The sequence below is a fragment of the Fusobacterium sp. JB019 genome (genome assembly GCA_030673965.1).
In the GTDB taxonomy this organism is placed as follows: Bacteria; Fusobacteriota; Fusobacteriia; order Fusobacteriales; family Fusobacteriaceae; genus Fusobacterium_B.
Genome location: JAUTCN010000018.1, coordinates 1 through 21,408 on the forward strand (window position 1 = coordinate 1; position 21,408 = coordinate 21,408).

At 27.6% G+C, this 21,408-nt stretch carries 25 protein-coding genes, 1 tRNA gene and 1 other RNA gene; 22 read left to right on the plus strand and 5 right to left on the minus strand.

Features of this window, described 5'->3' with window-relative positions:
- The 3 genes from Q7K47_08930 to Q7K47_08940 all read left to right on the plus strand — a co-directional run.
- Positions 1–137, plus strand: a 137-nt coding sequence (locus tag Q7K47_08930; GenBank protein MDP0507322.1) for a sodium ion-translocating decarboxylase subunit beta, incomplete at its 5' end; no start/stop codon positions are given.
- Between the two features lie 113 nt (positions 138–250).
- Positions 251–597: a transfer-messenger RNA gene (ssrA, locus tag Q7K47_08935) on the plus strand.
- A 163-nt stretch (positions 598–760) separates the two neighbouring features.
- Positions 761–2,284, plus strand: a complete 1,524-nt coding sequence (locus tag Q7K47_08940; protein ID MDP0507323.1) for a SulP family inorganic anion transporter — start codon at positions 761–763, stop codon at positions 2,282–2,284.
- 46 nt (positions 2,285–2,330) lie between these two features.
- Here the strand turns inward: Q7K47_08940 and Q7K47_08945 are convergent, their stop codons facing one another.
- Entirely contained in the window at positions 2,331–2,864 is a 534-nt protein-coding gene (locus Q7K47_08945; protein ID MDP0507324.1) for a cupin domain-containing protein, read from the minus strand.
- Between the two features lie 330 nt (positions 2,865–3,194).
- Here Q7K47_08945 and Q7K47_08950 point away from each other — a divergent pair, with 330 nt between their 5' ends.
- Both Q7K47_08950 and Q7K47_08955 read left to right on the plus strand, forming a co-directional pair.
- Positions 3,195–4,211: a PTS sugar transporter subunit IIC gene (locus Q7K47_08950; GenBank protein MDP0507325.1), complete on the plus strand. Its 1,017-nt coding sequence runs from the start codon at positions 3,195–3,197 to the stop codon at positions 4,209–4,211.
- 72 nt (positions 4,212–4,283) lie between these two features.
- The gene (locus Q7K47_08955) at positions 4,284–5,495 is read left to right on the plus strand and encodes an L-serine ammonia-lyase, iron-sulfur-dependent, subunit alpha (protein ID MDP0507326.1); all 1,212 of its coding nucleotides are present in this window, start codon (positions 4,284–4,286) and stop codon (positions 5,493–5,495) included.
- Between the two features lie 75 nt (positions 5,496–5,570).
- Here Q7K47_08955 and pepV read toward each other — a convergent pair whose 3' ends face one another.
- A complete protein-coding gene (gene pepV / locus Q7K47_08960; protein MDP0507327.1) occupies positions 5,571–6,953 on the minus strand; it encodes a dipeptidase PepV in 1,383 nt (460 codons plus the stop codon).
- A gap of 21 nt (positions 6,954–6,974) precedes the next feature.
- Positions 6,975–7,066, minus strand: a tRNA-Sec gene (locus tag Q7K47_08965).
- A gap of 133 nt (positions 7,067–7,199) precedes the next feature.
- Here Q7K47_08965 and Q7K47_08970 point away from each other — a divergent pair.
- Entirely contained in the window at positions 7,200–7,844 is a 645-nt protein-coding gene (locus Q7K47_08970; protein MDP0507328.1) for a hypothetical protein, read from the plus strand.
- A gap of 33 nt (positions 7,845–7,877) precedes the next feature.
- Here the strand turns inward: Q7K47_08970 and Q7K47_08975 are convergent, their stop codons facing one another.
- Positions 7,878–8,672 (minus strand): Cof-type HAD-IIB family hydrolase, encoded by a 795-nt coding sequence (locus Q7K47_08975; protein MDP0507329.1) that lies wholly within the window; start codon positions 8,670–8,672, stop codon positions 7,878–7,880.
- 111 nt (positions 8,673–8,783) lie between these two features.
- Between Q7K47_08975 and Q7K47_08980 the strand changes: the two genes are divergently transcribed.
- Complete coding sequence (locus Q7K47_08980) at positions 8,784–9,527, plus strand: tRNA1(Val) (adenine(37)-N6)-methyltransferase (GenBank protein MDP0507330.1); 744 nt, start codon at positions 8,784–8,786, stop codon at positions 9,525–9,527.
- 45 nt (positions 9,528–9,572) lie between these two features.
- On the opposite strand, the gene Q7K47_08985 is transcribed toward Q7K47_08980, so the two are convergent.
- Positions 9,573–10,868, minus strand: coding sequence for an ATP-dependent endonuclease (locus Q7K47_08985; protein MDP0507331.1), 1,296 nt, complete (start codon positions 10,866–10,868; stop codon positions 9,573–9,575).
- A gap of 102 nt (positions 10,869–10,970) precedes the next feature.
- On the opposite strand from Q7K47_08985, the gene Q7K47_08990 reads away from it, so the two are divergent.
- From Q7K47_08990 to Q7K47_09060, 15 genes are all read left to right on the plus strand, one after another.
- Positions 10,971–11,615 carry a murein L,D-transpeptidase catalytic domain family protein gene (locus Q7K47_08990; GenBank protein ID MDP0507332.1) on the plus strand — a complete coding sequence of 215 codons (645 nt, stop codon included), beginning with the start codon at positions 10,971–10,973 and terminating at the stop codon, positions 11,613–11,615.
- A gap of 131 nt (positions 11,616–11,746) precedes the next feature.
- Positions 11,747–12,223 carry a flavodoxin gene (locus tag Q7K47_08995; GenBank protein ID MDP0507333.1) on the plus strand — a complete coding sequence of 159 codons (477 nt, stop codon included), beginning with the start codon at positions 11,747–11,749 and terminating at the stop codon, positions 12,221–12,223.
- A 2-nt stretch (positions 12,224–12,225) separates the two neighbouring features.
- Positions 12,226–12,564: a DUF2023 family protein gene (locus Q7K47_09000; GenBank protein ID MDP0507334.1), complete on the plus strand. Its 339-nt coding sequence runs from the start codon at positions 12,226–12,228 to the stop codon at positions 12,562–12,564.
- A gap of 145 nt (positions 12,565–12,709) precedes the next feature.
- Complete coding sequence (locus Q7K47_09005) at positions 12,710–13,168, plus strand: YhcH/YjgK/YiaL family protein (GenBank protein ID MDP0507335.1); 459 nt, start codon at positions 12,710–12,712, stop codon at positions 13,166–13,168.
- Positions 13,169–13,234: 66 nt separating this feature from the next.
- Entirely contained in the window at positions 13,235–13,876 is a 642-nt protein-coding gene (locus Q7K47_09010; GenBank protein ID MDP0507336.1) for a toxin-antitoxin system YwqK family antitoxin, read from the plus strand.
- A 2-nt stretch (positions 13,877–13,878) separates the two neighbouring features.
- Positions 13,879–14,727, plus strand: a complete 849-nt coding sequence (locus tag Q7K47_09015) for a pseudouridylate synthase (protein MDP0507337.1) — start codon at positions 13,879–13,881, stop codon at positions 14,725–14,727.
- The gene (locus tag Q7K47_09020) at positions 14,724–15,146 is read left to right on the plus strand and encodes an HD domain-containing protein (GenBank protein MDP0507338.1); all 423 of its coding nucleotides are present in this window, start codon (positions 14,724–14,726) and stop codon (positions 15,144–15,146) included. Before Q7K47_09015 ends, Q7K47_09020 begins: the two co-directional genes overlap by 4 nt.
- 16 nt (positions 15,147–15,162) lie before the next feature.
- Positions 15,163–16,929 carry a TIGR03960 family B12-binding radical SAM protein gene (locus tag Q7K47_09025; GenBank protein ID MDP0507339.1) on the plus strand — a complete coding sequence of 589 codons (1,767 nt, stop codon included), beginning with the start codon at positions 15,163–15,165 and terminating at the stop codon, positions 16,927–16,929.
- Between the two features lie 9 nt (positions 16,930–16,938).
- Complete coding sequence (locus Q7K47_09030; GenBank protein ID MDP0507340.1) at positions 16,939–17,619, plus strand: uracil-DNA glycosylase; 681 nt, start codon at positions 16,939–16,941, stop codon at positions 17,617–17,619.
- A gap of 121 nt (positions 17,620–17,740) precedes the next feature.
- Complete coding sequence (locus Q7K47_09035) at positions 17,741–18,034, plus strand: DUF134 domain-containing protein (GenBank protein MDP0507341.1); 294 nt, start codon at positions 17,741–17,743, stop codon at positions 18,032–18,034.
- 17 nt (positions 18,035–18,051) lie between these two features.
- On the plus strand, positions 18,052–18,855 hold the full coding sequence (locus Q7K47_09040) for an Mrp/NBP35 family ATP-binding protein (GenBank protein ID MDP0507342.1): 804 nt from the start codon (positions 18,052–18,054) through the stop codon (positions 18,853–18,855).
- 22 nt (positions 18,856–18,877) lie between these two features.
- Complete coding sequence (locus Q7K47_09045; GenBank protein ID MDP0507343.1) at positions 18,878–19,240, plus strand: NifB/NifX family molybdenum-iron cluster-binding protein; 363 nt, start codon at positions 18,878–18,880, stop codon at positions 19,238–19,240.
- 8 nt (positions 19,241–19,248) lie between these two features.
- Positions 19,249–19,617 carry a NifB/NifX family molybdenum-iron cluster-binding protein gene (locus Q7K47_09050; protein MDP0507344.1) on the plus strand — a complete coding sequence of 123 codons (369 nt, stop codon included), beginning with the start codon at positions 19,249–19,251 and terminating at the stop codon, positions 19,615–19,617.
- A 78-nt stretch (positions 19,618–19,695) separates the two neighbouring features.
- Complete coding sequence (locus Q7K47_09055; protein MDP0507345.1) at positions 19,696–20,526, plus strand: ATP-binding protein; 831 nt, start codon at positions 19,696–19,698, stop codon at positions 20,524–20,526.
- Positions 20,526–21,386 (plus strand): ATP-binding protein, encoded by an 861-nt coding sequence (locus Q7K47_09060; GenBank protein MDP0507346.1) that lies wholly within the window; start codon positions 20,526–20,528, stop codon positions 21,384–21,386. The genes Q7K47_09055 and Q7K47_09060 overlap by 1 nt, the downstream gene beginning before the upstream one ends.
- Positions 21,387–21,408: the final 22 nt, after the last annotated feature.

Below are 21,408 nucleotides of genomic sequence, written 5' to 3' on the forward strand. Positions count from 1 at the left end.
CAGCAAGAGTAGTACAAAAAGTTGGTCAAGAAGAGAACCCAGCAAACTTTTTATTAATGCATGCAATGGGACCAAATGTTGCAGGAGTAATAGGTTCAGCAGTTGCAGCAGGAGTATTATTAAATATATTTGGATAAAATAAAAATAGAAATAAATTAAAAAAGGAGATTATTTTATCTCCTTTTTTAATTTAGAATAGATTGAGTTTAAATTAAATTTATGATATAATACAATGTAAATAAGATATTATGGGGAAGCAAAGGTTTCGACAGGGCTAAAAGGTTATAGGTAGCAGGCCAGGTTGACCGCTGTAAGAGGTTAACTCATCTTTTAGATGATAACAATAATTACGCAATAGCTGCCTAGTTGCAGCTCACCTTCGATCTCTCTTTTCTGTAGGAGATTTCAAGCAAGGTGTCACTAAAATACAGATTACCAATTGTGATTTCTCTAAGCTGTTGGGACATTCTAGAGGATAGCTATTATCAGCCCTGTCTGAGGGATTGGTATTAGTGAAATTGAATATCAGACTAAGCTTGTAGAAGCTTATGGCGCTTTTAGTTTTGGACACGGGTTCGATTCCCGTCTTCTCCACCATAAAACTATAAATATAACGAGTTATATCAAATGACTCGTTTTTTATTTTTTGAAATTTACAGCAAGAATTAATAATTCTTGTTTTTTTTTATTATAAATGGTAAAATACGTTTCACGTAAATTTATTGTTGACAATAAATTAAAATATTTATCAGGAGGGAAAATGACATCAACGATTCAAAAATTAAATTTAAAAAATGAAATTTTAGCAGGAATTACGGTTGCCATAGCTTTGCTTCCAGAAGTAATAGCTTTTGCATTTTTAGCAGGAATTGATCCGCTTATTGCATTACATGCTTCGATTATTATAGGGCTTTGTACATCTATATTTGGAGGAAGACCAGGAATGATATCAGGAGCTGCAGGAAGTGTTGCAGTTATATTTGTATCATTAGTAGCTGTGCATGGAAAAGAATACTTATTTGCCACAGCAGTTCTTATGGGAATTATACAAATTCTTGTAGGAGTCTTTAAATTGGGAAAGTTTGCAAGAATGATACCTCATTCAGTAATATTAGGCTTTGTGAATGGGTTAGCAATAGTTATATTTTTAGCTCAATTAAATCAATTTAAAGTGGATGGAAGATATATGGGTGGAATTCAATTATATGTTATGATAGCTTTAGTTGTATTAACTATGCTAGTAGTACATTTTTTACCTAAACTTACAAAAATAGTTCCCAGTTCTTTAGTTGCCATAGTAGTAGTAACAGTGCTTAGCTTATTTTTGGAAACTAAAGGTGTTCATATGCCAAATGTAAAAGAATTTGCCAAGGGAGGAATAGCAGGGGGATTACCTAGTTTTCATATACCAAAATTACCTATAAATATAGAAACTTTAAAAATAATATTTCCATATGCTTTAACAGCAGCTTTAGCAGGATTAATAGAATCATTATTAACATTATCTTTGATTGATGATTTAACAGATACTAGAGGAAAAGGTAATAGAGAATGTATTGGACAAGGAATTGGAAACTTGTTAAATGGTTTTATGGGAGGAACAGGAGGTTGCGCTATGATAGGGCAATCAATGGTAAATCTTACAAGTAATGGTCGTGGAAGAATATCAGGTGTAGCAACAGCCTTGGCTATGTTATCTTTTGTGTTATTTGGATCTAAAATGATAGAAATAATACCTTTAGCAGCATTGGTAGGTGTTATGTTTATGGTTGTTATAGAGACATTTGCTTGGGAAAGTTTAAAAATGGGAAGTAGAGTTCCTAAAAAAGATGTGGCAATAATAGTGATTGTTGCAGCTATTACAATATTTCATGATTTAGCTTTAGCAGTTATAGCTGGAGTTATTATTTCTGCTCTTGTTTTTGCTTGGGAAAAAGGGGAGAAGATTAGTTGCAAAATTAAAATAGGAGATAATGGTTGTAAAACTTATATGATTGATGGACCTTTATTTTTTGGTTCAGCTTCTAATTTTAAAGAATTATTTAATCCTAAAGAAGATCCAGAAGAAGTATATATAGATTTTAAAAATTCCTATATAAGTGATCATTCTGCAATAGAAGCTATAAATGCTATTACAGAAAAATATTCAGATTCTGGTAAGAAAATTCATTTGAAATATTTAAGCCAAGATTGTTTATTATTATTGAAAAATGCAGAGGAAATAATAGAAGTAAATGTATATGAAGATCCAAGGTATCATGTAGCAGATGATAGTTTAGCATAAATTTAAAATAGAAAATCACGGAATATTTCCGTGATTTTTTTTATTGCTATTTTTTAGATGAGAACCAATAAACAATAGAAGGTGTAGGACTAGGGTTTTTATATCTATGTGGAATACCACTTTTTATAATAACGCTGTCTCCTTCATTAAGATGATAAATTTCTTTATCTATTTCTATTTCAAGCTCTCCTTTAATTACAACTCCAATTTCATCATATGAATGTCCCCAAGACATTTCACTAAAATTATCGCCATTTTCAATAGTTATAGCAATTCCATTAAAATGAGATTTACCATTTAATAGACTTTCTACTTTAACATGAGATTCTAGATTTGAAAATATTTCTTCTCTTTCTTCCTTTTTTGTTACAGGGGAATAGTCATTATTAGAATCTAATATTTCCATAAGATTAACATTTAAAACCTGGCATATTTGTTGTAAATTACTTATTGACGGGCTATTGATATCTCTTTCAATATTACTTAAAAATCCAATGGATAGTTTAGTTGCTTCAGAAATATATTTTAATGTATAATTTTTCTTCTTTCGAATAGCTTTTATTTTTTCTCCAAGTGTCATTTTTATCCTCCATTGTAGATTATTACATATTATATCATAGTTGTAAAAAAAAGAAAAATATATCACTATACTGAAATTATAGTTTTTTATAAAAAAAAGAGCTAAGCAAAGATTTGATATTTAAATAATTTTATTTTTTATTTTAAAGTACTTATAAAACAGACAAAAGTAAAAGAATACTATAAAATATTTTCAGAATAATGAAAAAAATATTTGAATTTATTAGTGAGCTATGCTATACTTTTTCATGTATAAAAAAAAAGAATAGTATTCGTAAAGAGAACGAAAGTTATACGAAGCTATACAAATTTGGTTAAAGGGGAGAGTTATATGGAGATTTTAAAAGGAATTATATTATTATTAATTGTTTTAGCAGGTTTTTCGTTATTTAGTTTAAAAATGCCTAAAGGAATGAAGGCAATGGGAGCGTTAGCCGGGGCAGCTACAGCAAGTTTTTTAGTCGAAGCATTTCAACGTTATGTTGGTGGAGATTTATTAGGAATAGAATTTTTAGGTGGAGTAGGAGATGCAGCAGGTTCTATGGGTGGAGTTGCAGCAGCAGCATTAGTACCATTAGCATTAGGAGTTAATCCAACATATGCAGTTTTAGTTGGAGTATCAGTTGCAGGATTTGGTATATTACCAGGATTTTTAGCGGGATATATATTATCATTTATAGTACCTAAAGTGGAAGCAAAAGTCCCTCAAGGATTAGATTTAATATTTATAATCTGTTTTATAGCACCATTATCTAGATTAATAGCTACAGTTTCAGATCCATTAGTAAATTCAACTTTATTAAATATAGGAAAAATATTAGAACAAGCATCTCATACAAGTCCAGTTCTTATGGGAATTGTTTTAGGAGGAATAATAACTGTGGTAGCAACAGCACCACTTTCTTCAATGGCTTTAACAGCTATGCTAGGTCTTACAGGAATACCAATGGCAATAGGTGCTTTATCAGTTATGGGATCTTCTTTTTTAAACGGAATCTTCTTTCATAGAATGGGATTTGGAGATAGAAAAACAACAATAGCAGTTGCAGTAGAACCACTTACTCAAGCAGATGTAATTTCAGCAAATCCAATACCAGTATATGTAACTAATTTTATAGGTGGAGCAATAGCAGGAGTTATTGTATCAACTTTTGGATTGGTTAATAATGCAACAGGAACAGCAACTCCAATAGCGGGATTAATGGTAATGTATGGATTTAATAATCCTTTAGTAGTTACAAAAGTTGCATTAATGTGTGCAATAGCAGGAGGAACTTCAGGATATGTAGGTTCATTAATATTTAAAAATTATAAAATTAAAACAGTTAACGAAATTAGAGGAAACTAAAAAATAGGAAATTAGGAATGAATATATAAGGGCAAATATATTAATTAAGCAAGTATTTTAAGGAGGCAAACAATGGATAGTTTAAAAGAATTATTTAAAATAGGATGTGGGCCATCTAGTTCTCATACAATGGGACCAGAAAGAGCAGCTAAAAAATTTAAAAAGGAAACTGAAGATGCAGTATCTTATAGAGTAGAACTTTACGGAAGTTTAGCTGCTACAGGAAAAGGACATTTAACAGATTGGATTATAGAAGAGACATTAAAACCTAAAAAAACTGAGGTTATATGGATGCCTGAATTTATTCATGAGTTTCACACTAATGGAATGAAAATGGAAGCATTAGATTCTGAAGGTAATGTTATGAAGGATTGGTTAGTTTTTTCAGTTGGTGGAGGAACAATAAAAGATTTAGAAAGTAAATCTTCTTCTTTAGAAGAATGCTATAAATTAAACAAAATGGATGACATTATAAAATGGTGTGATGTAAATAAAAAAGAACTTTGGGAATATGTTGAATTTTCAGAAGGGAAAGAAATTTGGGAGCATTTAGGAGATATTTTAGATACTATGAATGCAGCTATAGATGCTGGTGTTAAAAAAGATGGTATTTTACCAGGAAAATTAAAATATCCAAGAAAAGCTAAAAAATTATATGATAAAATTGATAAGAAAAAAAATTATTTAGTTATAACTAAAAAAATATTTGCTTATGCTTTAGCAGTAGCTGAAGAAAATAGTAGTGCAGGAACAATAGTTACAGCACCTACTTGCGGAGCAGCAGGAGTAATTCCAGGGTTATTAAGAGCTTTAATAGAAGAATATCAATTGGATAGAGAAACTTCTCTAAGAGCTTTAGCAATAGCAGGATTAATAGGAAACTTAATAAAAGAAAATGCAACTATATCTGGAGCTGAAGCAGGCTGCCAAGCTGAAATAGGAGCTGCATGCTCAATGGCAGCAGGAATGGCAACATACATTTTAGGTGGAACAATAGGGCAAATAGAGTATGCTGCAGAGATGGGATTAGAACATCATTTAGGAATGACTTGTGATCCTGTTGGAGGATATGTTCAAATTCCTTGTATAGAAAGAAATGCAATAGTAGCAGTTAGATCTTTAAATACAGCTGATTATGCGTTGTCAACTTCAGGAGAGCACACTATAAGCTTTGATCAAGTTGTAGTAACTATGAAAGAAACAGGATGTGATATGTGTCCAGCTTATAAAGAAACTTCTTTAGGTGGACTAGCAAAATATTATGATAAATTTTTACAAGCTTAGTTAGTCATAAAATACTTTAAAATAATATTAACTATAAAAAAAAGCATGGAAATTAATTTCCATGCTTTTGTATTTTTATTTAGCTAGTTTATAGATAGCTTCAACATAAATTTTTAAAAGAGTGTCTATTGTGTCTAAGTCAATACATTCATTTTTTTGGTGCATTGTATCAGGAGTTCCTTTTAATAAAGCACCAAAGGCAACACAATTTTTTACAGCTTTAGCATAAGTACCTCCACCACTAGCTAAAGGTTCACAATCTGTATCTCCAGTAACTCTACTATAAACTTCAGTAAGAGTTTGAACTAAAGGATCATCTTTTTTAACATATAAAGGTTTTTCTTGTTTTAAGAAAGTAAAATCCATTCCATATTTATCTAATAGAGTAAGAACTTTATTTTTAATTTCATCTCCATCAACTGTAACTGGATATCTAGTATCAAGAGAGATATTGATATATCCATCTTCAACAAAAGCTTTTCCATAACACATAGAAATTTCTCCAGAAGGTTCATCTTCATAGAAAAGTCCAGCTGATTTACCATTAAATTCCATTTTAACATTTTCAGCAAAGAATTTAGCCATAGTATTTAAGCCAGAGATATCTAAATTTAAAGAGTTTATAAATAGCATAAGTGCAGCTAAAGAATTATATCCTAGATGAGGATGAGCAGCGTGAGCAGCTTTTCCTAAAGAAGTAACAACTATTTTATTATCTATAATTTCAGATGATATTTTATATTCTTTTCCTTCGTTAAATAGAGGAAGATTTTTTTCTATAATTTCTTTAGTTGAAATAGGTAAAGTAAGAATTGCTTTTTCAGGAACAGCATTTAAGACTTTTCCCCCTAAAATATCTAATTCGCTACAATCAGTTTTAATCTTAAGTAAACCTCTAAAAATACCTTTTTCAGCAAAAGTTACAGGAAACTCACTATCAGGAGTAAAAGCTAAAGTAGGTTGAGGCATATTTAATTTACCAAAATAATGTTTCATACATCCCCAGTTAGTTTCTTCATTAGCTCCAACAATCATTCTAACTTTTTTGTTTAAAGGAATACCCATATCTTTTAAAGCTTTCATAGCATAAAGACAAATCATTAAAGGACCTTTATCATCAAGAGTTCCTCTTCCATACATTTTATTATCTACAATTTGTCCAGAGAAAGGAGGATAATCCCAACCAGTACCTTCAGGAACAACATCAACATGTCCAACGATACCTAAAGTTTCTTCTCCTTCACCAAAATCTATATGTCCAGCATAATTATCAAAATTCTCAGTTTGGAATCCTAATTTTTCAGCAACACTTAAAAAATGTTTTAAAGCTTTTGCTGGTCCTTCTCCAAAAGGCATTCCAGGTTTAGCTTCTTCTTCTACACTTTTTATTTGAATAGATTCTTGTAAAGAAGAAATAACATCATTTTTATATTTTAAAACTTCATCTTGAATATTCATAAAATCCTCCTAAAATTATTTTGGCGGAAGTGTGTAGGAATCGAACCTACCAACGAGTTAATCGCCAAGACAGTTTTGAAGACTGCTAAAAGCACCAGCTTTTATCCACTTCCATATAAGCACTTCAAAAAGAAGTACATATATAGTATAACAAAAAAGATATTAAAAATAAATAAAAATTAAGAGCTAGATTTTTAAGTTAAAAATGATATAATATTAGTAGTATAGAATGGAGGGGATGTAGTAGTGAGATATATTTCATCAGAAAAAGAACTAAAAAGGATTTCTATTTATACAAATATGCCAGAGATAGAAAGCGTACTTTCTATGGGATTTTATAAAAGTGATTTAAGTGATAAAGATGAAAAGATAAATGTATCTATAATCGATTCTGCAGAGCCATTTTTTATAAAAAAGATAAGAGAGTCTGAAATAATATTTGATGTGACAGGAGGGTATCCTCAAATAAAACAAACAATATATAGAGGAACAGGAAAAGATAATAGAAAAAATTCTAAAGTTTGGCTAGAATTTATAATGACGTTATTTTCTGTAGATAGTTGTTCAGAACCTTTTAGTTTAGTAGAATTTTTTAAAGAAATGGAAGATTATAGAAAAATTAAAATAAAGAAATATCCGTTAACAAAGGAAATAATTCAAGACTTAGATAATTATGAAAGAGCAGAGGTTTCTAGAAAAAATAAGAAAAGAATGTTACTATTTTTAATAAATGCCTATGTTGTTTTTCCTAATAAAGATAAGAATAATTTGAAATTTGGAATGGAAAGAAAATATGGAATTAAAAGTTTCTTAAAGGGTTCAAAAATAATGTTCTCTCCAGAAAGCAATATTCCAGGATATGTATTTGAAATAGAAAAAGCAGATATGTAAAAAAAACTAGATCATTTGATCTAGTTTTTTTATTTATATATATTTGTTTAAAAATTCAACTATTCCATCTTCATCATTTGTTAAAGTAGAATAATTCAATCTTTTTTTGAAATCTTCTTGAGAATTTCCCATGGCTACACCGTATTTTACAGTTTTTAACATTTCAAAATCGTTTTCTGCATCTCCAAAAGCACATGTTTCCTCAGGAGAAATATTTAAATTATTTAAAAGCCATTTTAAAGTCTCTCCTTTGTTAGTTTTTTTGTTTAAAACTTCTAAGAAAATTCTGCTTGAAAAAGTAGTATGAACATTATTATTTGTTTTTTCTAATACAAGTTTTTCTATTTCAACAAGTTTTTCATAGGGAGCAATAAATAAATTTTTAGGCATACTATAATTTGTGAAAGTGTCAAAATCTTTTTCATGAGCTTCAATACTACATTTTTCACAATAATATTTAACTTCATCTCGACTTATATCTTCGCAATATAGGATATCATCTTGATATAAATTAAGATGAGTTTTTGTTTCTCTAGAAATTTTTATCATTTCTTTAACATATTTTTCTTCCAAGTTTCTTTGGAAAACAACTGAATTATCTTTAGAATTAAAAACATTGGCTCCATTATAACAGATAACAAATCCAGTTTTCAAACCAATTTCTTTAATAATAGGTAGAGTACTATAATATGCACGCCCTGTAGCTATTATAATTGTAACTCCTTTTTTTTCTAGTTCTAAAAGAAATTGTTTAGTTCTTTCAGAAGGGTGATGATTACTAGTTAATAGGGTTCCATCCATATCAAGTGCTATTGCTTTTATTTTCAAATTTATACCTCCGTTAAAAATCTATCTATATTATACATTACTACTTGTTAAATATAAAATTAAATTTTTTAAAAACAAAAGAATTTGATATAATATTTCATGGAGGTTGAGATGATAGAATTAAATGAAAATGAAGTTATAAATAATCTTTTAAATAAAAATTTAAAAATAGTTCAGAGACCTGATTATTTTAATTTTTCTTTGGATTCTTTATTGGTTTCTAATTTTATATCTTTAGGAAAAAATATTAATAAAATAGTTGATTTGGGAACTGGAAATGGAGCAATACCTTTATTTTTATCTGAAAGAACAAATGCAAAGATAAAGGGAATTGAAATTCAAGAGGTTTCTGCGAATTTAGCTAAAAAAAATATAAAACTTAATAATTTAGAAGATAGAATAGAAATAATAAATGATAATATGAAAAATTGGAAAAAATATTTTAAACATGGTTCTCAAGATGCCGTAATTACTAATCCACCATTTTTTAAATTTAATGGGAATAGTGAATTTTTAAATGATTTAGATCAATTAACTTTAGCAAGACATGAAATTACAATAAACTTAGAAAAAATAATAGAAGTAGCATCTTGTTTGTTAAAGGATAAAGGTTATTTTGCAATGGTGCATAGACCAGATAGAATTTTAGAAATAATAGATATGATGAGAAAATATAAGATAACTCCTAAAAAAATAAGATTTTGTCATACAAAATTAAATAAACAAAGCAAAATTTTATTAATAGAAGGAGTTAAATTTGGAGCTGAAAATATGAAAATATTACCTCCTTTAATAGCTCATGATGAGGACGGAAAATATTCTAAAGAAATTTTACAAATGTTTGAACCTGTGTAGAAGAAAGAAAAATCACTAGTAGATATCTATTAGTGATTTTATTTTTTAATAGTATATTTTTTTTATCTTTTTTTCAAGGGAGGCTGGGATTTTATAGTTTTCTTCAGAAACTATTTGTAAAGCATTAAAGGGTTTGTTTTTATAAGAAGCCCTATCTTTTTCAAAAGAAGTGATTTCTTCTTCAATATCATTATTAAATGCAATAGCTTTACCAATGGTATTGTCAATTAAAGATAAGATATGTTTATTTTTAAATTTAGAATTTTCTCTTTCTTCAAAAGTTCTCCAATAATGACTATCTCTATCAAAAACAGCTATATATGGGATTCTAAAATTATTTAAAAGCAATATAAATTGTGGGATAGTACTTTTACTACCACATTCAATAATAGAATAATCATATTTAAATATATTTAATTTCTTAGCCAAAAAAGAAATGATAATTTTATCAGTTTGTCCTTCAACAAGAATTACTTTTTTTGCAAAAAATAATTCAGCACGATCAGGATTTATCCAATAGTTCATATTGAAAGCTTTTATTTCATCATCTTTAAAAAGTTCATTATCAGTTTGAGTAATAGATATTTTATTATTATATTTTTTAATTAAACAAATTGATTTATATTGTTTTAAACCTATAAAACAGCTAGAATATGTTTTAATATAAATTTTAGCTCCACGGTTAGTTAATTTAATAAAATAATTATATAGTTCTCTTTCTCTTTGGGGATGAAAATATAACTCAGGTTCTTCAAATAGAATAATAGTTTTTCCAAGAAGGGTTTTATTTTTTCCAAGACATTCTAAAGAGACTTGTTTAAAAAATTCAAATAAAATATTACGATAAAGTTCCTTGTCATAATATTTAACATTTAATTTTTTTGAGAATTCTTCCAGTTGGTCATCTATTTTATTAGGATCAGGAGAATTCCTTTTTAAAGTATTATAAAGAGATAATCCAATTTCTTTAAAATCTTTTTCAAGATTTCCTTCAATATAGATAAAATTTATCTTTTGTATAAAATTTTCATATTCTTCTTTTGTAATTTTATTCCAGCCTTCTTTATGTTTAATAAAGTATTCAACATCTTTATTTATAACAATTCTTAATTTATATACATTATTATTTTCATAAAAAATTAGTTTTAAAGTACAGCTTTTTTCTTTATTATAGATATCCTTTGGACTTAAAGTTTTTTTATTAAAAGCATAGAGTATACAAGAAATAATATCGTTAGTTCCTTCGATGCTATGTCCTAAAAAAAGCATTAAATTTTCAAAATGAATTTCAGTATTTTTAATATTTCTCCAATTCTTGATAGATATAAGTTTAAGTTCCATGGGCTTGTCTCCTTTGAAAATATAGGCTTTATTTATTTTAATGTATATGATAATATTACCTCAAGAAGGTAAAAAAATCAAAAAAAATTAATAGGGGTGTATATGAAAAAAATAATTAAAATAATTTTATTGTTAATAATAAGTGTTACCACTTTTTCAAAAGAAGGGATCGATACTTTGTTTTTATATAATAATTATCATTTAGAAGGAAAAATAAAATATAATATTTTTAAAATGGCAGTTAATGGATATGAAAAAATAGGTAATGAAGAGAACAAGTATTTTACAATAATAGATTATTCAAAACCTTCCTATGAAAAAAGAATGGTTATTTTAAATTTAGAGGATAAAAATTTAGAGTACTATACTTATGTTGCTCATGGGAAAAATAGTGGAGCTGAAAAAGCCATAGCGTTTTCTAATAAGTTAAATTCATATAAAAGTTCTATAGGATTTTATATGACAGGGAAACCTTATTATGGAAAATTTGGTTATTCATTAAGGTTAAAAGGTTTAGAAGAAAATTTTAATTCTAATGCAAAAATAAGAAATATAGTTATTCATGGATTGGGTGAAAATGAAAATAAATCTATTAAGAAGTTTGGATTTTTATCTAGAACAGAGGGATGTCCTGCAATTCCTAAGAAAATTTCTAGAGAGGTTATAGATAAAATAAAAAATGGATCAGTTATATTTATATATGGAATAGATAATAATTATTTAAAAGAAAGTAATTATATTAAATAAAAAAGAGCTAAGGCTCTTTTTTTTATTCTGTTGTCAACTAAATATATAATTATAAAATAATTTGACTTTCAAATTAAAAAGTTGTATAATCCTTTTGTAGAAAAAAACTAAAATATGAAAGGAGCTTTAAAATGAGTATAGGAATTTTTTATGGAAGTTCAACAGGAGTAACAGAGGACGTAGCAACTAAAGTAGGAGAATTATTAGGAGCTGAAGTAATGGAAGCTTCTGAAATTAATAAAGTTGAAGATTATGATTTTGTTATATTTGCTTCATCAACTTGGGGGATGGGAGATTTACAAGATGATTGGATGGATGCTTTAGATGTTTTAAAAACTAAAAATTTATCAGGGAAAAAAGTAGGATTTATAGGTGTTGGTGATCAAGGAGCTTTTTCAGATACATTCGTAGATGCTATAGGAATAATATATGAAGAAATAAAGGATATGGGAATAAAATTAGTTGGACAAACTTCAACTGATGATTATGATTTCTCAGATTCCAAAGCTATTTTAGATGATGACTTTATAGGATTGGTAATTGATGAAAATAACCAAAGTGATTTAACTGATGAAAGAATAAAAGAATGGGTTGAAAGCGTTAAATAATTATGAGTATTGATAAAAGAAAAGAATTAGATGTATTTTTTCATATGCTTTATGAATTAGATAAAGGAATTAGAGGGCTTGCTTTATTGACAACAAGGGACACTAATTTAGAAGCTATAATGGAAAAATTATCAGAGAGTAGTTATCATTTTATAATAGAAAAGTTAAATTCAAATTACATAAACGTTTTTTTTGGAGAGAAAGATCAAATAAAGGTTATTCAAAAAATGAAAAAGAATTCACTTAAAGAACTTAATCCTGAAGAAGATTTTATATTAGGAGTGTTATTAGGCTATAATACTTCCACTCAATGTAAAAGATATTTAGAAAAGACATCCTAAATTAGCTACTACGTAATGATTTTAAAATAAATTTTAAGAAAAAGAGATATGAAAATATCTTTTTTTCTTTTTTTGAAAATTTTATTTTGAAAAATCTAGAAGAAGGGTTATACTATTATAGATTTTAAAAGAAAAGGAGTAAAAAATGATTATAGGTAAATTAAAAGAAATAGAAAGATATAAAGGATTAAATAAAAATTTAGATAAGGCGATAGCTAGTATAGAAAATAAAGAATATTTAAAAGGAAAACTAGGGAAAAATTTAATAGATGGGGAAGAAGTATTTTTTAATTATGATATTGTAACAACAAAAGAAGAGAAAGAATCAGTATATGAAATTCATAAAAAATATATGGATATACAAATTCCAATTGATAATGATGAGAATTATAGTTTTTCTTTTTCTGTTGAAAATTTAAAAATATTAGAAAATTATAATGAAGAAAAAGACTACGCTTTCTATAATGGAAAAATAGAAAATAAGATAAAATTAACTCCTGAAGATTTCATAATATTTTTTCCAGAAGAGCCTCACATGCCGTTGTTAATGGTTGAAAATAAAAAGGAAATAAAAAAAGCTATTTATAAAATAAAAATAAAATAATTTATTAAAATATTTATTTTATGATATAATAATTAGAAGTGAAAAAAGTAAAAAAAAGGATGGAATATGAGAAGAATATTATTAACAATTATATTAGGAATTTCCTTAATAGGATGTAGTAATTTAGAAAATAAAAAAGAAGAAGTCTTTGTACCAGAAAGTATTTTGCCTAAAAATGTAAGAACAGTATCTGTTTATAAAAAGGTTTATGAAAAGGGCAATAAAATAGCTTATGTTGAAGGGGAAACAGAGCCATTTACAGGAGTGTTTACTCTTAAGTATATAAATCACATACTTAGATTTGAACAATATAAAAATGGAGTATTAGATGGAGATGTTGCTTGGTTCAACAATGAGGGTGTTCTTGGAATGAGACATAAATATAAAAATGGAAAATTAGATGGGGAACAATATACATATTATGAAAATGGAAATATAAGATCAATTATTACTTATGTGGACGGAAAATTAAATGGGAAAATAGAATGGTATACAAAAGATGGTGTGTTGTTTGATAGTAGCGAAATAATAAATGGTACAGGAGAATATGTTTTATACTGGAAGAATGGGAAATTACAAGAATCAGGTGAATATAGAAATGGTAAAAAGTTTGGTTCTTGGAAAAAATATGACCAAGAGGGAAAACTTTTAAAAGATACAGTTTATTCTAAAAATGGTTATATATCAAAGATAAGATGGTATAGATAGATATGGATATAAGAGCATTGGAAAAAACAAAAAAAATTGGATATATATTTGATATTTATTATGATGGAAAGTTTTTTGATTCTTTTGATGAAATGAAGGATAAAAATACTGTTAAGGGAAATTTTAAAGAAGTTATGAATTTACTTGGCTTTACTTGGGCTAAAGGGATTCAACAAGGGGGGAGAACAGATGCCAGGGTTACAGGAAGTAATTGTCTTTATGTTAGTAGTAGTTTCTGCGGAAATATTCAGGAGATAATTGATAAATTTAATGAAAAATTAAATGGGAAAATGAAAATAACAAGAGTAAGAAGGACAATACCAAACTTAGCATTTCCTGATTTTGTAGAGGGAAGAAAATATATATATTCTTATCCTGTAAAAAAGATTAAAAGAAGCACAGAAGAAATAAATAAAATATGTGAGGAACTTAGTGGAACTTATGATGTAAGTGATTTTACAGATAAGAAGGGTAAAAAATTAAAGGAATATATTAGAAGTGTAAATATTTTATTTGAATCAGGTAAATTAATATTTCAAGGAAATTCATTTATGCCTAAACAAGTTAGGATAATGAGCTCTTATATATTAACAGGGTCAAAGGAACCTCTTCCAGGGAAGTTTTTAAAGTTAAGTGAAGTTTTATTGAAAGAAGAATTGTTAGAAAATATATTTTTAGAAATTGATTTAGAAATAGAAAATGTAGAAAAAGTATATACCAATAAAAATAAAGACTTATATATTTTATATATACAGAAAGATTTAAAGGGGAAACTTATAGGGAAAAATGGTAAAAATATAAAAAAATTAAGAAAAGATTTAAATGGCAATATTATTGTGAGGGAAATATGATAATTTCAAGAGTGAAGCAAGGACTTGTATATATTTTTTGTAGATATAAAAAAAGCAATGATAAAATTGTGAAGACTATTTTAAATGAAAAAGAATTTGAAATTTTTAAAAATATGAGTGGATATGATAAAATTCACTCATTTAATTTGTATAATAAAGTAAAAGAAGATGAAATTTTAAATAAAAAAGAAATTTATTTAAAATTAGCCTTACTTCATGATTGTGGGAAAAAAAATTATTCTTTAATAAGAAGAGTAAAAAAAGTTTTATTTGGAGATAGAAAATTAGAAAAACATAGCGAAGAATCCTATGAAAAATTAAAGAATATAAATTTAGAGTTAGCAAAAAAAGCAAGAGACCATCACAAGAAAAATTTAAGTTTAGAAATGGAAATTTTTAAAAAATTAGATGATAAATAAAAGTTAGGGAGAAAATATGAAAGTAAATTTAAGTAAGTATCTGTTATCTGTTGAAAAACCGGCACAGTATTTAGGAAACGAAATAAATAGTTATCATAAAATAGATTCTAAGGTGAAAATGTGTTTAGTTTTCCCAGATATATATGAAGTAGGAATGTCAAATTTAGGAATAAAGATTTTATATTCAATATTAAATAAAGTTGAAGATTTTTCTTTAGAAAGAGCTTTTTTACCAATGTCAGATATGGAAGAAATAATGAGAAAAGATAATATTCCTTTATTTGCTGTTGAAAGTAAAAATGAATTAAATGATTTTGATATATTAGGTTTTTCTCTTTCTTACGAAATGAGTTATCCAAATATGTTAAATGCTTTAGATCTAGCAGGGATTCCAATAAGAAGAGAAGAAAGAACTGAGGATCATCCTTTGGTTATGGCTGGAGGAACTTGTGTTATGAATCCAGCACCATTGAAAAAATTTGTAGATTTTTTAATGATTGGAGATGGGGAAGAAAATATGGTTGAAATGGCAAAAATATTAATTGCCAATAAAGATAAAACCAAATCTGAAAAATTAGAAGCTTTAAAAGATGTTGAAGGAATTTATATTCCTTCATTACATGATGGAAAAACAAAAGTAAAAAGAGCAATATTAAGAGATTTGAATAAATCAGATTCCTATGAAAAGCAATTAGTTCCTTACATGGCTATAGTCCATGATAGAGCCACAGTTGAGATTCAAAGAGGATGTACTAGAGGTTGCAGATTTTGCCAAGCGGGAATTGTTTATAGACCTATCAGAGAAAGAAGTTTAGAAAACAATATAAAATTAATAGATCAAGTATTGGATAATACAGGATACGGCGAAGTGTCACTGTCATCTTTAAGTAGTAGTGATTATACTAATATAGATAAATTAATCGGTGCTATAAAAGAAAAACATGGAAAAGACAGTGTAGGAGTATCTTTACCTTCTCTTAGAATGAATACTCATTCTGTAGATGTTGCTAAAATTATAAGTGGTGGTAAAAGAACCGGATTTACCTTTGCTCCAGAAGCAGGAACTCAAAGACTAAGAGATATAATAAATAAAGGTGTAACAGAAGAGGAAATAATGGATACAGCTTTAGCTGCAGTTAATGCAGGATGGGTTTCTTTAAAGTTTTATTTTATGATAGGACTTCCTTTTGAAACAATGGAAGATGTACAGGGAATCTTTGATTTAGCTAAAAAAGTTTCAATAGCTTGTAGATCTATAAATAAAAGATTGAATATAACTGTAAGTGTATCTAATTTCATTCCAAAACCTCATACTCCATTTGAATGGTGTAAACAAATGTCAATGGTTGAAATGGTTGAAAAACATAACTTTTTAAGAACAGCTTTTGCTAAAAATAAAGGACTTTCTTTAAAAATACATGCTCCTAAAAAATCATTTTTAGAAGGATTAATAGCTAGAGGAGATGAAAGAACAGGAGATCTAATAGAATTAGCTTTTAAAAAAGGTGTTAAGCTAGATGATTATAAGGATAATTATGAACTTTGGACAGAAGCCTTAGATGAATTAGGACTAACTTGGGAAGAATATTTTAGAGCTAGAGATTTAGAAGAAGAGTTACCTTGGGATATTGTTGATATAGGAGTATCTAAAGATTTTTTAAAAAGAGAATATAAAAAGGCAGAAGAAATAAAATTATCTCATGACTGTAGACAAGGTTGTTTAGCTTGTGGTATGAGAAGAATAGTACCAGAATGTGGAACTATTATAGATACAAGAAAATAAGGAGTAAGAATGTTTAAGATAGGAAACGATTGGGACAAGTTTTTTCAAGAAGAATTTAAAGAGGATTATTTTTGTAAATTAAAGGATTTTTTAAAAGAAGAGTATAAAGAGAATATAATATATCCAAGTCAAGAAGATATATTTTCTCCTTTTAAATTTTCATCTTATGAGAATACAAAAATTTTAATATTAGGACAAGATCCTTATCATGGAGAAAATCAGGCTCATGGGCTAGCTTTTTCAGTTAAACCAGGAGTAAAAATACCTCCTTCTCTTAGAAATATTTATAAAGAAATAGAATCAGAATTAGGGATAAAAAAACCAAATAATGGTTATTTAGTTTCTTGGGCAAAACAAGGAATGCTTATGATGAATACAGTTTTAACTGTAAGAGAAGGAAAAGCTAATTCTCATAAGGGTAAAGGTTGGGAAAAATTTACAGATAAAGTAATAGAATTATTAAATAAGAAAAAAGAGCCGATGATTTTTATTTTATGGGGAAACAATGCTAAAAAGAAAAAAAAATTAATAGATGACTCTAAACATTTTATAATAGAAGGAGTTCATCCTAGTCCTTTATCAGCAAATCGTGGTTTTTTTGGATGTAATCATTTTAAAGAAGTTAATAAAATATTAATTTCTTTAGGAGAAAAAGAAATAGATTGGTCAATACCAAATATAGAAGAATAAAAGCTTAAAAGATAAACTCTACGGAGTTTATCTTTTTTTATAAAAAAATTATTGACATCTGTAGAGGGGAAGAGTATAATTCAAATGTGCATATGCACATAATAAAATTTGGAGGTGGCTTATGCCTGGAATTAAGAAAAAAAGATGTTGTCGGATTCTAGATAATGAGGTATTTTTTAGACCTGCAGGAATTCCATTTCCATTACTTGAAATAGTAGAATTAAAGCTAGATGAATTTGAAGCAATAAGACTTTGTGATTATGAGGGTAAAAGTCAGATAGAAACCGGAGAAATAATGGGAATATCTAGAGGAACTGTTCAAAGATTGATTTCTTCAGGAAGAAAAAAAATAATGGATGCACTATTAAATTTAAAGGGAATAAGTATAAAAAATACATATGAAGATAAAAAATAAGGAGATGAATACAAGGAATGCAAAAGCAAATGAGTGAACTTGATTTAAGAGTTAAGAGCAACATGGAAAAAATAAAACATAAAATTGTTGTTATGAGTGGAAAAGGTGGAGTAGGAAAATCAACAGTTTCAACTAATATAGCTTATGGATTAGCATTAAAAGGATATAAGGTAGGAATAATAGATGCTGATCTTCATGGACCAAATGTAGCATTAATGTTAGGACAAGAAGGGAAAAAATTACCAACATTTGAACCTATAAGTATTTTAAATGGAAATTTAAAGATTGTATCATTAAGTTTTTTCTTAGGATCATCTGATGATCCTATAATTTGGAGAGGACCAGCTAAAATAGGAGCTATAAATCAATTATTAGGAGATGTAATTTGGGGAGAATTAGATTATCTAGTTGTTGATTTACCACCTGGAACAGGAGATGAACCATTAACAATTGCTCAATCTATAGGAAAAGCTGATGGAAGTGTAATAGTTACAACTCCTCAAGATGTTGCAATATTAGATTCAAGAAAATCAGTTAAATTTTCAAAATTAGTTAATTTACCTATATTAGGTGTAGTAGAAAATATGAGTGGATTTGTATGTCCTCATTGTGGAGAAAGAATAGATATCTTTAAAACTGGTGGAGGAGAAAAAGCAGCAAATGAATTAGATGTAGAATTTTTAGGTAAAATACCAATGAATCCTTCAATAGTTAATGCAGGAGACAATGGAACACCTTATATTGCAAGTGAGGAAAAAAATGCAGCTCATGATGCAATTAATGAAATTATAAATAAATTAGTAGAAAAAACACAAAAATAAAAAAGGTTAAGGAGGATATAAGATGGCAGTTAAAGTAGTATTTCCAACAAATGATGAGGTAATGGTAGAGCAACATTTTGGACATTGTGCTAAATTTTGTGCAATAACAGTAGAAGATGGGAAAGTAATCAAAAGAGAAATAATTCCAGCTCCAGAGCATCAACCAGGAGTATTTCCTAAATTTTTAGGAGCTCAAGGAGCAGATGTGATAGTTACTGGAGGAATGGGTCAAAGAGCAGTTGATTTATTCCATGCTCAAGATATAAAAGTGTTCTTAGGGGCAACAGGAACAATTGAAGATAATTTAAATGAATTAATTAAAGGACAATTAATTTCTAAAGGAAGTGCATGTACTCATGAACATGGGGAACATGACCATAACTAAAGGGGGCAATGATGATAATAGCAATCGCATCAGCAGGAACTAAATTAACTTCAGAATTAGCTGAAAGATTTGGAAGAGCAGAATATTTTATTATATATAATACAGAAACAAAAGAATTTAAAGCTATAGAAAATACATCTAAAGATGATGTTTCAGGAGCAGGACAAAAGGCAATAAAAAAACTTTATGATAATGAGGTAAAAGAGGCAATAGTTCCAGAATTTGGACCAAAGGCTAAAGTTGCAGCTAAAGAATTTGGAATTAAAGGATATTTATATGGAGAATATAAAATTGTAGAAAAAGCAATAAAAGCATATGAAGAAGGCCTTTTACAAGAGGAAAAATTAGAAGAAAAACCAGGATTAAGAATGGTTTAGTATCTAGAAATAAGTTTTAAAATTTAAGCTACTTCTTTATAGGGGTAGCTTAAAAATTAAGTATAAGAAAGGAAATTTATGAAAATAGCTGTTTTAAGTGGAAAAGGTGGAACAGGGAAAACAACAATTAGTGGAAACTTAGTTTACAGTATTCCTAATAGTTCAATAATAGATACAGATGTAGAAGAGCCAAATCAACATATATTTTTAAAACCATCTATAGAAAAAGAAATTTCTATTTATACAGAGTATCCAATTGTAAATCAAGAAAAATGTATTCTTTGTGGAAAATGTGAAGAACTTTGTAAATACAGCGCAATAATAGTTGGAAGAAAACAGGTTGTTATTTTTGATAAAAGTTGTCATGATTGTGGTGGTTGTAAAATAGTATGTGATTCAGGAGCTATAACTTATGAAAAAAGAGAAATAGGAAAAATTTATCAAGGAAAATCACATAATAAAGTAATTAGATATGGAAAATTAAATGTAGGAGAATTATCAGGAGTTAAAATTATAAATAAATTAAAAGAAATTTCTGAAGATGAAGAAATATTATTTATAGATTGTCCTCCTGGAACATCTTGCTCAACTGTTTCTGCAGTTGAAGATTCTGACTTTGCAATAATTGTAGTAGAACCAACTCCATTTGGGGTTAGTGATATGAAGATGGTAGTTTCAATGTTAAAAGATATGGGTAAAAAATTTGCAGTAGTTATAAATAAAGCTGGTTTAGGTGATGATGAAATATATGATTACTGTAAAAATGAAAATATTTCAATAATAGGAGAAATACCATTTGACGAAGAAGTAGCCAAACTATATGCAAAGGGAGAAATGGCTGCAGAAAAATTACCTAAATATAAAGTTGAATTTGAAAAAATATTTGATAAAGCAAGGAGAATGATATAATGAATATAAATGAAATAGTAGTTATATCTGGGAAAGGTGGAACAGGGAAAACAACTTTAACCTCTTGTTTAGTCCCTTATATTAAAAGTATTGTAATTGCAGATTGTGATGTGGATGCTCCAGATTTAGATATTTTATTTAATTCTAAAAAAGAAATAATAGAAAATTTTTCAGGATTAGATAGAGCTCATTTAAATAAAGATAAGTGTATAAAATGTGGTAGATGTTATGAAGTTTGTAAATTTGGATCAATAACTAAAGATATTGAATTTAAAGAAATAAAATGCGAAGGATGTTCTGTATGTGAGGTTGTTTGTCCAGTTGGAGCAATAGAAATGGTAAAGAATAAAACTGGAGAAGTGTATATGGGAGATTCTAAATACGGTAGAATGATACATGCAAAACTTATTCCAGGAGAAGAAGCCTCTGGAAAATTAGTTGCTCAAGTAAGACAAAAAGCAAAAAAATATGCAAAGGAAAATAGTATCAGAAATATATTAGTGGACGGATCTCCAGGAATAGGATGTAATGTTATTAGTTCTATCATGGGTTCAAAAAAAGTAATAATGGTTTGTGAACCTACTTATTCAGGATTACATGACTTAGAAAGAGTATATGAATTAGTTTCAAATTATCCAATTGAAGTGTTTATAGTTATTAATAAATTTGATATTTCTTTAGAAATGACAGGAAAAATAGAAGAATTTGCTAAAAATAATGGAGTAAAAGTTAATTTAAAAGTTCCTTTTGATAAGAGAATAGTAAATTCTATTGTTGAGAAAAAAATTCCATCATTAAAAGAAAAAGAATTATTTGAAAAGATAGGATTTTTTCAATTTGTAAAAGAAATAATTAAATAAAACAAAGGTTCTTTAGAAAATT